The organism is Streptomyces sp. NPDC012466 (assembly GCF_042955215.1).
GTDB lineage: Bacteria > Actinomycetota > Actinomycetes > Streptomycetales > Streptomycetaceae > Streptomyces.
The window spans coordinates 317,936-331,110 of record NZ_JBIBEQ010000002.1; the positions used below are offsets into that span (position 1 = coordinate 317,936).

11 protein-coding genes are annotated in these 13,175 nt (G+C 74.0%); 10 read left to right on the forward strand and 1 reads right to left on the reverse strand.

The features are described 5' to 3' along the window. Positions 1 to 153: 153 nt before the first annotated feature. Genes ACFY9E_RS08980 through ACFY9E_RS09020 form a run of 9 tightly spaced genes read left to right on the forward strand, consistent with a single transcriptional unit; the run spans position 154 to position 10,777 of the window. Complete coding sequence (locus tag ACFY9E_RS08980; protein ID WP_390980851.1) at positions 154 to 1,305, forward strand: glycosyltransferase; 1,152 nt, start codon at positions 154 to 156, stop codon at positions 1,303 to 1,305. Positions 1,306 to 1,346: 41 nt separating this feature from the next. Further along, positions 1,347 to 2,087, forward strand: a complete 741-nt coding sequence (locus ACFY9E_RS08985; RefSeq protein ID WP_390980853.1) for a methyltransferase domain-containing protein — start codon at positions 1,347 to 1,349, stop codon at positions 2,085 to 2,087. After that, entirely contained in the window at positions 2,084 to 6,256 is a 4,173-nt protein-coding gene (locus ACFY9E_RS08990; RefSeq protein ID WP_390980855.1) for an alpha-(1->3)-arabinofuranosyltransferase family protein, read from the forward strand. Before ACFY9E_RS08985 ends, ACFY9E_RS08990 begins: the two co-directional genes overlap by 4 nt. Continuing rightward, positions 6,253 to 7,500: a condensation protein gene (locus ACFY9E_RS08995; RefSeq protein WP_390980857.1), complete on the forward strand. Its 1,248-nt coding sequence runs from the start codon at positions 6,253 to 6,255 to the stop codon at positions 7,498 to 7,500. Before ACFY9E_RS08990 ends, ACFY9E_RS08995 begins: the two co-directional genes overlap by 4 nt. After that, positions 7,497 to 8,240 (forward strand): methyltransferase domain-containing protein, encoded by a 744-nt coding sequence (locus tag ACFY9E_RS09000; protein WP_390980859.1) that lies wholly within the window; start codon positions 7,497 to 7,499, stop codon positions 8,238 to 8,240. Before ACFY9E_RS08995 ends, ACFY9E_RS09000 begins: the two co-directional genes overlap by 4 nt. A gap of 15 nt (positions 8,241 to 8,255) precedes the next feature. After that, a complete protein-coding gene (locus ACFY9E_RS09005) occupies positions 8,256 to 9,161 on the forward strand; it encodes a hypothetical protein (RefSeq protein WP_390982024.1) in 906 nt (301 codons plus the stop codon). Next, positions 9,158 to 9,379, forward strand: a complete 222-nt coding sequence (locus ACFY9E_RS09010) for a Trm112 family protein (protein WP_390980861.1) — start codon at positions 9,158 to 9,160, stop codon at positions 9,377 to 9,379. The genes ACFY9E_RS09005 and ACFY9E_RS09010 overlap by 4 nt, the downstream gene beginning before the upstream one ends. Beyond that, positions 9,376 to 10,203, forward strand: a complete 828-nt coding sequence (locus ACFY9E_RS09015; protein ID WP_390980863.1) for an FkbM family methyltransferase — start codon at positions 9,376 to 9,378, stop codon at positions 10,201 to 10,203. Before ACFY9E_RS09010 ends, ACFY9E_RS09015 begins: the two co-directional genes overlap by 4 nt. Beyond that, positions 10,169 to 10,777 (forward strand): hypothetical protein, encoded by a 609-nt coding sequence (locus tag ACFY9E_RS09020; protein ID WP_390980865.1) that lies wholly within the window; start codon positions 10,169 to 10,171, stop codon positions 10,775 to 10,777. The genes ACFY9E_RS09015 and ACFY9E_RS09020 overlap by 35 nt, the downstream gene beginning before the upstream one ends. A 91-nt stretch (positions 10,778 to 10,868) precedes the next feature. Here the strand turns inward: ACFY9E_RS09020 and ACFY9E_RS09025 are convergent, their stop codons facing one another. Further along, positions 10,869 to 11,750 (reverse strand): RimK family alpha-L-glutamate ligase, encoded by an 882-nt coding sequence (locus ACFY9E_RS09025; protein ID WP_390980867.1) that lies wholly within the window; start codon positions 11,748 to 11,750, stop codon positions 10,869 to 10,871. Positions 11,751 to 11,902: 152 nt separating this feature from the next. Between ACFY9E_RS09025 and ACFY9E_RS09030 the strand changes: the two genes are divergently transcribed. After that, on the forward strand, positions 11,903 to 12,997 hold the full coding sequence (locus ACFY9E_RS09030) for a MerR family transcriptional regulator (protein ID WP_390980869.1): 1,095 nt from the start codon (positions 11,903 to 11,905) through the stop codon (positions 12,995 to 12,997). The last annotated feature ends 178 nt before the right edge of the window (positions 12,998 to 13,175 follow it).

The following is a 13,175-nucleotide window of genomic DNA, read 5'->3' on the forward strand; positions in this document are numbered from 1 at the left end:
CGAAAACTGTCCAACCCCACCCGAGCACATCCCGTCCACACTCCCCTCCCAGGAAGAGCTCAGGCCACCCACAGGCCGACCCCTCCGAGACGAACCCACCCCCCACGGTTTCCCCCCGCTGAGTTCCGCACCCCGAGACGAGTTGGAGCACCCATGCCCCAGCACGTGCCGTCCACGCTGCGCACCGCGTCCCCCAGCGCGCCGCAGCACCTTCCGGCGCTCCCCCCACCTCCGCGCCGGATCGTCTTCCTCGCCCACCGTGATCTGGACAACCCGTCCGCCGGCGGTTCCGAACTGCTGGTCGACAAGCTCGCCGACGGCCTGACCCGCCTGGGCCACCAGGTGACCCTGCTGTGCGGGGGGCCCGCGTCCTTCCGCGCCTACCGGGTCGTGTCGGCGGGCGGCCCCTACGGGCACTACCTGCGCGCACGATCGGCCTTCACCCGCCGGGTCGGCGACTGCGATCTGCTGGTCGAGGTGTGCAACGGCATGCCGTATCTGGCGCCGTTGTGGCACCAGGGGCCGACGCTGTGCCTGGTCAACCACGTCCACACGGATCTGTGGAAGATGCGCTTCGGCGGGCCGCTGGCGCCGGCGGCCCGCATCGGCCGAAGACTCGAACACTGGGCGCTGACCGGGGCGCAGCAGCGCAACCTGCTCGTCGCCGTGTCCTCCTCGACCGCGCACGCGCTGCGGGCGATCGGGGTCGAACGGGACCGGATCAGAGTCGTGCACAACGGGGTCGAGGAGCCGGGCCCGAGAGCCGATCGCTCGGCCGAGCCGCTCTTCGTCGCCGTCGGGCGGCTGGTCGAGTACAAGCGGATCGATCTGCTGCTGCGGCTGTGGGAGCGGGTCCGGCCCGTGACCGGCGGCCGGCTGGTGATCGTCGGTGACGGGCCCGAGCGGGAACGTCTGGAGCGGCTCGCCGGTCCCGGTGTGGAGTTCACCGGATACGTGACGGAGGCCGAGAAGCACCGACTGCTCTGTGCCGCCTGGCTGTTGCTGCATCCCTCCGCCGTGGAGGGGTGGGGTCTGGTCGTGACGGAGGCCGCGGCGCGGGAGACGCCGAGCGTGGCCTTCGACGTGCCGGGGCTCAAGGACTCCGTGGTGGACGGTGAGACCGGGATCCTCGCGCGCGGTGAGTCCTCGTTCGCCGCGGCCTGGTGCGCGCTGGCCCTGTCCGGCCGGCAGCGGGAGCTGATGGGCAAGGCGGCCCGGGAGCGGGCGGCGCAGTTCCGGTGGGACCGTACGGTCCGGCAGTTCAGAGCGGTCGCCGCGGAGGCGGTGAAGGGCTGGGCCCCGTGACACCGCCCCTGCGCAGTGCGTCGCGTCCCCGGGAAGGCACCTTGGGGCACCCCGGTTCCAAGGACCCCTCGCTTCGGCGGTCGATCGCCCTGTTCCGCGCCTTCCTCCGCGAGCAGGACGATCCCGAGGCCTGCTACTCGCTGCTGGCCCGCGACGCCGTCGACCAGGTCGAGGCCTACGACGGGTCCGTCGCCGGGCGTACCGTCCTCGACGTCGGGGGCGGCAGCGGGTACTTCACCGAGGAGTTCCGGCGCCGCGGGGCGCACGCGTTCCTCTTCGAGCCCGACCTGGCCGAACTCGGCGGGCGGCCGCCCGACTCGGCCGTGGTCGCCGACGGCTACCTGCTGCCGCTGCGGGACGGCGTCGCGGACGTCACCTTCTCCTCCAACGTGCTGGAGCACGTGGCGGATCCGGAGACGTTCCTCAGTGAGCTGGCCCGGGTGACGCGGCCGGGCGGGCTGATCTACGTGTCGTTCACCAATTGGCTGTCGCCGTGGGGCGGGCACGAGTGGGCCCCGTGGCACTACTTCGGCGCCGAGCGGGCCCGGGCCCGCTACCTGCGGCGGACCGGTCGGCCCGCCAAGCACACGCTCGGCGAGAACCTGTTCGCGGTGCACATCGGCTCCACCCTCAGGCAGGTGCGCGCCCGGGACGACGTCACGGTCGTCTCGGCGCGCTCCCGCTACTGGCCGTTCCTCGCGGAGACCGTCGTCAAGGCGCCCGGCATCCGCGAGTTCGCCACCTGGAACCTCCTCCTCATTCTGCGGCGGTGTCCCCCATGACAACCACGGTCCAGGCTCCTCCCCCGGCAGCCGTTCCCACCACCGCGACCGCCTCGGGCCCGCCCGACGGCCCGCGGTCGCGGCGCTGGCTGCTGGGTTTCTGGGCTGTGGTGTTCGTGCTGTTCCTCGCGGTGCGGCCGGGGCGGCAGACCTTCGACACCAAGCTCGGCGTCACGGTCGATCCGGGGCAGTTCCTCGCCGATCTCGGCCAGTTGTGGCACGACCGGGCCGGGTTCGGCGGGATCCAGGACCAGTACGTCGGTTATCTGTGGCCGATGCTGCCGTTCTACTGGCTGTGCGACCTCGTACGCCTGCCGGTGTGGCTGGCGGAGCGGCTGTGGCTGTCGCTGATCGTGTCCGTCGCCTTCTGGGGCGCGTTGCGGCTGGCGGAGCGGCTGCGGGTGGGGAGCGGGGCGTCCCGGCTGCTGGGCGCGGTGGCGTACGCGCTGTGGCCGGTGTTCACGACCGTCATCGGGTCGACGTCGGCCGCGGCACTGCCGGGCGCGTTCCTGCCGTGGGTGCTGCTGCCGCTGACGAACGAGCGGTACACCGCCCGGGTCGCGGCCCTGCGGTCGGCGCTGCTCGTGCCGTTCATGGGCGGGGTCAACGCGTCGGCGACGCTCGCGTCCCTGCTGCCGGTCGGGCTGTATCTGCTGTCCCGGCCCCCGGGGCCGCGGCAGCGCAAGCTGATCGCCTGGTGGACACCGGCCGTGATCGTGGTGACGGCCTGGTGGTGGGTGCCGCTGCTGCTGCTCGGGGTCTACGGCGAGAACTTCCTCCCCTATATAGAGACGGCGCGGACGACCACGGACACCATGTCGGCGACCGAGGCGCTGCGCGGCGCCGGGAACTGGGTCGCCTATCTGCACCTCGGTGACGCGTGGCTGCCGGCCGGCTGGGCCGTCGCCTCCTCCGTCGTCGTGATCCTGTGCTCGGCGCTCGCGGCCGGACTCGGGCTCGCCGGCCTGGCCCGGCGGGACCTGCCCGAGCGGCGCTGGCTGGTCCTGACGGTGCTCGTGACGGCGCTGGTGCTGCTCGCCGGGTACGGCGGGGCGTTCGGGGCGCCGTTCCACGGGGTGGTGCAGGACTGGCTGGACGGGTGGCTGTCGCCGTTCCGGAACATCTACAAGTTCCAGACGGGCCTGGCACTGGCGCTGGTGCTGGGGCTGGCCCACCTGGTGGGGGTGGCGGCCGAGCCGCGCGGGGCCCGGCAGGTGCGCGGCCGGCGCTTCGCCCCGCTGGTCGCGGCGGTGCTGATCCTGCCCGGCCTGCTGTGGCCGTACCTCAACGGCTCGATCCTGAACCCGGGTTCGTTCCAGAAGCTCCCGGCCTACTGGCAGGCCACGGCCGACTGGCTGGAGAAGTACTCGCCCGACTCGCGTGCCCTGGTCGTCCCCGCGACCGCGCACGGCGTCTACACCTGGGGCTCCCCCATCGACCAGCCGCTGGACGTGCTCGCCGAGTCGCGGTGGGCGCAGCGCGACTACGTGCCGTTCGGCACGCCCGGCAACCGGCGGGCGATGGACGCCGTCGAGCAGGCGCTGATGTCCGGCGCCGAGGTACCGGGGCTGGCCGACTACCTGAGCCGGGCCGGGCTGTACTACGTCGTGGTCCGCAACGACCTCGATCCCGACCAGATCGGGTATGTGCCCACCACGACCGTCAAACGCACCCTCGAACAGTCGGGGTACGAGCGGGTGACGGGGCTCGGGCCGGTGATGACCGGCGGCCGGATCGCGCAGGACGCACCGCTCCAGGTGGAGGGGCTGTATCCGCGGCAGCGGGCCGTGGAGATCTACCGGCCGACGGGGGACGACGTGATCCGGCCCGGGCAGGCCGGGCTCGCCCCGGTCGCCGACACGGCCGTGGTCTCCGGCGGGCCGGAGGCGCTGCTGCCGCTGGCGTCGCGTCTGCGCGGGCGGGCGGCCGTCCTGACCGGCGACAACCACCCCGGGCTCGGCACCCCTGCCGTGCAGGTGGTGGGGGACGGGCTGCGGCGGGCGGACACCCGGTTCGGGCTGGTCAACTCCGGTACGTCGTACACGTACACGCGCGACGAGCGCAACGCGCCGGACGCGCTGCAGGACCCGGGTGAGAAGCCGCGCCAGATCCTGCCCACCGAGGGCACCGGTCACCAGACGGTGGCCGAACTGCGCGGTGCCCGCTCGGTGTCGGCGTCCTCCTACGGCAACTGGCTCTTCCACCTCCCGCAGTACGACCCGGTGAACGCCTTCGACGGCAACCCGGACACCGCCTGGGCGGAGGGCTCGCCGGACACGCCGGACGGACAGTGGCTGCGCATCGGCTTCACCGGCTCCTACGACATGCCGTCCTCCTTCAAGGTCACGCCGCTGCCGCAGGAGAGCGTGCGGTCGGCGGCGACGAAGGTGCGGGTGGAGACCGAGAAGGGTTCGAAGACGAGCTTCCTCCGGCCCGACGGCACGACCCAGCGGGTCAAGGCGCCCGAGGGCGCGACGCGGTGGATGAAGCTGACGATCGTCGACTCCGTGGCGCGCAGGGCCGGTCTGACCGGGGCGGGCTTCTCCGAGATCGGCCTGCCGGACGTGCGGGTGACGCGGCTGCTGCGGCTCCCGGCGGACGCCGAGGACGCCACCTCGGCCGCGACCGTCGTCTCCCTGCACCGCGCCTCCGACCCGACCGGCCTCTCCGCGACCGGCACCGAGGCGGGCCTGCACCGCCGCTTCACGACTCCGGCCGCCGGGACGTACGAGGTGAGGGCGAGCGCGGTGCCCGTGCCGGGCGGGGAACTCGACGAGCTGCTCTACGAGGTCGCGCCCGAGCAGCAGGCCCGGATCGTCGCCACCGCCGACTCCACGGCGCGCCTCGGCGCGGGCCTCGCGGCACGCAACCTCACCGACGGCGACCTGACGACGGCGTGGATCGCGGGCGACCGGCCGACGATCCACCTGCGCTGGCAGGGCAAGCAGCCGGTCGGCGAACTGGTCCTGGCCCCCGCGGGCGGCCTGTCCGCCCGGGCCTCCGAGGTGCACATCAGCTCCCCGGACGGCGCCGCCATCGCCGGTGTCGACAAGAACGGCTGGGTCCGCTTCCCGGCCATCACCACCGACCGGCTCGACATCACGATCACCGAGACGGCCCCGCTGACCCTGCACAACCCGGTCGCCGACGAGGACCTGCGCCTCCCGGTGGGCCTCACGGAGGCGTACCTCCCCTCCCTCGACCAGTACCGCACGCCGCAGCCGGACGGCACTCGGACGTTCTCCCTGCCGTGCGGCAAGGGCCCGGACGTGGCGCTGGACGGTGAGCTGTACCAGTCCAGCGTGAAGGGCACCGTACGGGACCTGGTGGAGCGGCGGGGCGTGCAGGTGACGCTCTGCCAGGACGGCCGGGCCGGCACCGAGGTGCGGCTTCCCGCCGGAGACCACCGGCTGGAGGGCGGGGACGCCGGCCCGCTCGCGCTCACGGACGTGACCCTGACCCGCGGCACGGTCCCCGAGGCCGCGGCGGCCGGGCGCGACCTGCGGATCCGGGACTGGCTGGGTGACCGCCGCCAGGTGACGGTCGGCTCGGGCGCCGCCTCGTACCTCACGACCTACGAGAACTTCAACGACGGTTGGCGGGCCACGCTGAACGGCAGGGAACTGACCCCGGTGCGGCTGGACGGCTGGCAGCAGGGCTGGCGGGTCCCGGCCGGGGCGGGCGGCGACGTCGAGCTGTCCTACGAGCCGGCCACGACGTACGACGCCGCCCTGATCGGCAGCGGCGTCGGCATCGCGGTACTGCTGGGCCTGGCGCTGTGGCGGCGCCGCGCCGCCAACCCCGACGCGCCCCAGGCGGTCCCGCCGCCACCCGGCCTGTGGCTGGGCGCGGTGGCGCTGACGCTGGTCGGGGTGGTGATCGCGGGCTGGTTCGCGCTGCTGGTCCCGGCGCTGGCGCTGCTGGCCTCGCGGCGGCTCGCCCTGCTGGTGCCGATCGCGTTCGCCGCCCTGGCCGGTGCGGGGATCGCCGCCGTGCTCGGGGCCGGGGAACCGGTGGGCGCGGGCGGGGGCGCGTTCGGGCATCCGGCCCAACTGCTCGCCCTGATCGGCCTGTTCGCGGGACTGGTGAGCCTGCGCGAGGAGCCGTCCACGCAGGCGCCGACGCAACAGCTGCCGAGGACGGACCCCGGGGAGGGCAAGCCCGCATGACGGCACCGGCACGCATTCCGTTCCCGGTGGTGGACGAGGTGTCCCGCCACTGCCTCCAGGAGGCGGAACCGGAAACGGTCCACATCGAGGTGCACCTCCCGGGCCCCCTCGACCAGGCGCGTCTGCGCAAGGCGTTCCTGGAGGCCCTGCACCGGCATCCGCGGATCCTGATGCGGGAGGCGCGGGGGCCCTGGTACCGGCGGCGCTACGAGTGGGAGCTGACGCCGGAGCCGGATGTGGAGGTGGTGACCTTCGCCCCGTCGGGCCCCCGGGCCCTGCGGGACGCCAGGACCCGGGCCCTCTCGGACGCGCCGCCGCTGTCGGCGTCCCCGCCGATACGGCTCGAGGTGGTGGACTCGGTCCTCCTCCTCACCATCAACCACACCGCCCTCGACGGCCCGGCCTGCCTGCGCGTCCTGGCCACGGCCGCCGAGCTGTACGGGGGCAGGGACAACGCCCCCGCGGCACCCCCGGTCCGTGCGCCTCAGGCCCTCCAGGAAGCCGCGGACACCCCGGCCGGCTGGTCGCCCCCGGCGCGGGTGGCGCGGGGCACGCCCGACCCCTCCCCGGGCAACGGCATGCTCGTCACCGAACTCCCCCTCCCGCACCGCCCCAAGGGCTCCCCCTACACCGTCAACGACCAGCTCATGGTCACCACCGCCCTGACCATCGCCCACTGGAACAGGGAGCACGGCGCCCGGCCCCGCCCCCTGCGCATCACCATGCCCGTGGACGACCGCCCCCGCGACACGACGATGCCCATCGGCAACGGCACGCGTCTGGTGGAGGTCCCCTACGCGCCGCGGGAGCTGGACGTCACCGACATGCCGGCCCTCCTGCGCCGCACCGCGGAGCGGACCCGTGCCCTGAAGTCCCTGCCCCGCCCCCAACTCGGCCACGGCGCGGCCCTCCTGACCGCGCCCTGGGCGCCCGTCACGGCCCGCGCCGCCCTCACCCGCACCCTGCGCCGGGCCGCAGCGCCCTGGACGTCGACGACCCTGCTCAGCAACATCGGCCGTATCCCCTACCCGCTGGACTTCGGGGAGGAGGCGGGCCGTGCGCACGCCGTCTGGTTCTCCGCGCCGGCCCGGATGCCCCGCGGTCTGACCGTGACCACCGCCTCCACGGCCGGCCGTCTGCATCTGGCCCTGCGCTGGTCGAAGGCCCTGCTCAGCCATGGCGACGGCGCCCACCTCCGCGACCTCTTCGAGCACTATCTGCACACCACGGAGGTGACCCCGTGACGACGCCGACGACCACCGGCCCCCCACCCCGGGACCTGCGCGACTTCTACGAGAACCCGGCCGTCCCGGTCGCCTCCGGCACCCCGCGCAGCCTCCGCCAGGCCCGCATGCTGGCCCGCGCCCTCGGACCGGCGACCCGGACCCCCCGCACGGTCCTCGACATCGGCTGCGGGGACGGCACCGCCGCCGCCACCGCCGCCCCGCTCCTGCCCGGCCACCGCGTCATCGGCGTCGACTGGTCGCAGGACGCCCTGCGCCGCGCCCGCACCCGCATCCCGTACGCGGTCCGCGGCGAACTCACCGGCGGGGGGCTGCCGTTCGCGTCCGCCTCGGCCGACGCCGTGCTGTTCAGCGAGGTGATCGAGCACCTCGTCGACCCGGACGCGGCCCTCGACGAGATCCGGCGGATCCTGCGCCCGGGCGGCCACCTGATGCTGTCCACGCCGAATCTGGCCGCCTGGTACAACCGGGGCCTGCTGCTGGCCGGGGTGCAGCCCGTGTTCTCGGAGGTCAGCCTGCGCGGCATCCACGGCCGCCCGGGCAAAGAGGTCGTGGGGCATCTGCGGCTCTACACCGCCCGCGCGCTCAGGGAGTTCGTCGCCGCGTCCGGATTCACGGTCGTACGGCTCGAAGGAGCCCCCTTCCACGGCGTGCCGCGCCCGCTGCGGCCGCTGGACCGGCTGGCCTGCGCCCGGCCGCAGCTCGCGTCGATCCTGCTGCTGCACGCCCGAAGGACGTAACGCATGTGGTGGGGAGTGGCCGCGGCCCTGCTGGCGAACACCCTGTACAGCCTGGGCTTCGTGCTGGAGAAACGGGCGCTCACCTCCCTGCCCGAGGTGTCGATCCGGCAGCCGGCCCGGCTGCTGCGTCTCGTCCTCGGCAGTCCCCTGTGGATCGGCGGCTCCCTCGCCCTCGCCGCCGGTTTCGGCGCCCAGCTCGTCGTCTACCGCACCCTGCCGATCGCCGCCGCGCAGGGCATCTTCGTCTCCGGCCTGGTGCTGCTCGTGCTGCTGTCGGCGCGGCTGCTCGGGGAGGAGACCTCCGGCCGGGAGCGGTACGCGCTGGGCGCGATCCTGCTGGCGCTGCTGATGGTGGTGCTGTCGCTGCGGGAGGGCTCCGACACCGTCAGCCAGGACGCGCCCTACCAGCTGATCCTGCTGGTGTGCGTGCCCTCGCTGGCGGCCGGGGTGTGGCTGTACGCCTCCGCCGAGCGGCGCACCCGCAACCGGCACCGGCGCCCGACGACCGGCGTCGAGTACGGCGTGGCCGTGGGCCTGCTCTACGGTGTGAGCTCTCTCGCCATCAAGGGCGTCTCCAGCCACCTGACGACCAGCGGGATCGGCGGCGCGGCCCTGGACCTGCTGAGTTCCCCGTATCCGTATCTGCTGCTGTTCACCGGCGTGTTCGGCCTGGTGATGTCGCAGGCGGCGCTCCAGCGCTGCCGGGCGTCGCTGATCGTGCCGGTGTGCACGACCGTGACCAGTCTGTTCACGGCGGTGCTCGGCACGGTGTCGTTCGGCGAGGCCCTGCCGGACGAGCCGCTGCGGCTCGCGCTGCGGGTGGCGGGCACGGCCCTGGCGGTGGCCGTGCTGCTGACCATGCCGAAGCACGACACCGCTCCCCAACCCTCCCCACCCGCCAAGGAGCTGGCATCCCCATGAAGCCCGACGACCCGCTGCTGAAGATCCTTGCCTGCCCGATCGACAAGGGCCCGCTGCACCTGCTGGCCGGGGAGGACGGGCAGGAGGAGGCGCTGTACAACCCGCGCCTGCGCCGCCGTTACCCGATCACCGACGGCATTCCGCAGCTGCTGCCGTCCTCGGGCGAGCAGGTGCCGGACGACGTGCACGAGGAACTCCTCAAGAGGATGGCACCGTGACCAGCCTGGCAGCGCGCCTCGCTCCTCTCCTGCCCACCCGTCTGGTGGCCGCGACGGCCCGGGCGCTCTATCCCCGGTTCGAACCGGAGCTGGCCCGGCTCGCCGAGCTGTGCCCGCCGGACTGCGGCACGGCGGTGGACGTCGGCGGCTGGTACGGGCCCTGGACGCACCGCCTGGCCGGCCTCGCCGAGCAGGTCGTGACGGTCGAACCGGTGCCCCATCTGGCCCGGCTGCTGGCCGCCGCCGCGCCGCCGAACGTCCGCGTGATCCGGGCGGCAGCCTCGGACCGGCCGGGCATCGCCCGTCTGTGGCTGCCGCCGGACGACTCCGGCGACCGGGGCGTGTCCTCGCTGGTGCGGCGCGACATCCACGGCCGCGCGCTGGACGTCTCCTGCGTCACGCTGGACGAGCTGGGCCTGCGCGACGTCGGCTTCATCAAGATCGACGTGGACGGCAACGAACCGGCGGTGCTGCGCGGCGCGACGGGTCTGCTGGCCCGCGACCGGCCGGCCCTGTTCGTGGAACTGGAGTCCCGCATCCAGCCGATCGCGCCGGTGGTGACCTATCTGTCCCTGCTGGGCTACGACGGCTGGGTGCTGCCCGGCGACACCTGGGTGCCGCTGGCCGGGTTCCCCCTGGAGAGCCACCAGGCGGACGCCTCCTACGTCGTCTCCCACGGGCTGCTCCGCAGGGTTCTGCCCTCCTCCGCCCTCAGGGGCCCGCGTTACGTCAACTCCGTGCTGTTCCTGCCCGACGGCCGCCGCCCCGGCAGGACCCCGGTGGGCGACGATGGGTCCCATGCCCTCCGCAAAACACCCCGCTAGCCCCTTCACCCCGCTCGGCTTCCAGCTGGTGCTGCTGCGCCGCATGGCCGACCACAACCCCGGCCTGGTGGAGGACGCCCGGCATGAGCTGGGGGTGTCGATCGCGGACATGCGCGAGGCGAACAAGCGCTGGCAGGCCATGGTCCGCTCCCCGCGCTCCCGCGCGCCCTTGTCCAGGTACCGCCAAGTGCTGGGCGAACCCGAGTCCCGTACGCCCCGCCGGATCGGCGATCTCGACTGCGAGGCCTGGCTGTGGCCGGTGCCCCTCTGGCCCTCCTTGCGCTTCGAGGTGCTGACCGCGCCGAACGGCGCGGTGTGGAACGAGTGGCTGGTCCGCGCCCCCGGCGTCCCGGGCCCCGAGCTGCGCACGCTCGACGATCTCACCCCGTGGTCCTGCACGGTCGACGAGGCGGCCCGCGCCTTCGCCCCGGCCCGCCCCCTGGAGGGCACGGCACCGACCCGGTGGGGCCTGGCGTTCACCGCGCCCGACGCGCAGGGGGTGCGGAGGGAGGCCGTCGCGGAGTTCACCTGGGGGCTGCTGCAGCGGGTGTCCGTCACCGGCCGTCAGGACTGACGGGCCCCGAACCGGCCGGGGAAGGCGGTCCTGAGGTGCGGGGCCCGCCCGCTCCTCGGTCTCCCGGAAGGCGTGGGCGGAGCCCTGTCGATCAGCCGGCGGCGGCGTCCAGCACCGCCCGCACGACGCGCGGCACGGAGTCCGGGTGCAGATCGAGGAACAGGTTCGGCTCGATCAGCTCCAGCTCCATCACACACGGCTCCCCGTCCGGTCCGGTGACGAGGTCCACGCGCGCGTACAGCGGCTCCGCGTCCCCGGGCACGGCGGCCAGCGCCCGCTCGGCGACGGCCAGTTCGGCGCCGGTCGGCTCCCAGGGACGCAGGTCGGGATGGGCGACCTTGTCGGCGTCGTAGGGCGTGCCGGGCGCGAGGACGGCGCCCTTGACGCTCGCGTGCAGCAGGCGTCCGCCGAAGAACTGCAGGGCCCGCTCGCCGTGCGTGTCGATGCCGGCCAGATAGGGCTGCACCATCACGGTGAACCCCTCGGCGTGCATCCGCTCGACCTGCCGTGCGGCGGCGTCCCGCTCCCCGGCCGGGTAGCGGGCGGCGTACCGGGCACCGGCTCCGGAGGCGGGCTTGACGACGTACTCGCGGTCGGCGGGCAGGTCGACGGGGTCGCCGGGCGCGAAGTACCGGGTGGGCACGGCGGGCACTCCGGCCTCGGCGAGCTGCCCGAGGTAGCGCTTGTCGGCGTTCCAGCGCACGACGTCGGCCGGATTGGCGAGCCGCGTCGCCTTCCCGCACCGCTCGGCCCACGCCGTGAACTCCTCGGCGCGCCAGCTGTAGTCCCAGGTGGACCGGATGAGGACGAGATCGAACCCGGCCCAGTCCACCGCGGGGTCGTCCCAGTGCACGGCGACGGCCCCGGCCCCCGCCTCCCGCAGCGCCTCCACCAGCACCGGCAGGTCCCGGTCCTTGTGCTCCTCGCCGCGGGAGTCGTAGGTGACGACGGCGATGCGCGGGGTGCCGGCCACGGCGACTCCATCCTCGTACGGGCGATCGACTCGATGTCCGTCGCAGGCTAACAATCCCCTCCGGAACCGCGACACCCCGTTTGACCTTCACCTTTGGTGAAGCCCCAGCATCGGTGGCGGAACGGACGAACCCGAGGACCGCAGGGGGACGCATGGCCATGCTCACGATCGGCGCGTTCGCGAAGGCGTGCCGGCTCTCGCCGAAGGCACTGCGCCTGTACGACGAGCTGGACCTGCTGCGCCCCGCCCGTGTGGACCCCGGCACCGGATACCGGTACTACACGGCCGGGCAGCTGGAGCAGGCTCGGCTGGTGGCGTGGCTGCGGCGGCTGGGGATGCCGCTGGCCGAGATCCGCCGGGTGTGCCTCCTGCACGACCGCGACTCCACCGCCGCCGCCCGGGAGATCCGGGCCTACTGGGCGCGGGTCGAGGCGGAGACGGCGGTCCGGCGGGACCTCGCCGCGTTCCTGGTCGATCACCTGACGACGGACCCGCGAGGGCCCGGGAAGGACACCACCATGCTGGAACTCCGTTACTCCGCCCACTCGGACACCGGCCGCGTGCGCCCCGCCAACCAGGACACCGCCTACGCGGGCACCCGGCTGCTCGCCGTGGCCGACGGCTACGGGCCGGGGGGTGCGCCCGCGAGCAGCGCCGCCGTGGAGGCACTGCGCTTCCTGGACACGGACGAGGTCCCGGCCGGCGGCGTCCTCAACGCCCTGGAGGACGCGGTGCGGGGCGCCGAACAGGCCGTCCGGGACGTCGCCGGCGGCTCCGACGACATCGGCACGACCCTGACGGCCCTGCTGTGGACGGGCTCTCGGCTGGCGCTGGTGCACATCGGTGACTCCCGCGCGTATCTGCTGCGCGACGGCGAACTGTTCCGTATCACCCACGACCACACGATGGTCCAGTCGATGGTCGACGAGGGACGGCTGGCGCCCGAGGAGGCGGCCACCCACCCCCAGCGCGCGCTGCTGCTGAAGGCGCTCACCGGAGGCGGGACCTCCACGGCCCCGGACCTCCGTCTGCACGACGCCCGTCCCGGCGACCGCTATCTGCTCTGCTCCGACGGCCTGTCGGCCGTCGTCCCCGAACAGCGCGTCGGGGAACTCCTCGCCGCACCCGCCGCACCCGACGAAACCGTCCGGGCCCTGGTCGGGGCGGCCAACGAGGCGGGCGGCCCGGACAATGTCAGCTGCGTGGTGGCGGACGTGGTGGAGAGCGCGGACCGCGCGGGCGTCTAGGAGGTCCCCCGAGAGGTCAAGAGGGGAGATCGGCGCTGTCGGCATGACGGCCGCCCGGACGTCGAGCGTGAGCGTTTCTTCCGGCGGCTGATGGTGTACGGAGGGAGGGGGGCGGTCGTACCGGCGGCGGCATGACGGTTCACCGGCGGTCCGTCCCCGGCCGGGGGCGTACCGCCGG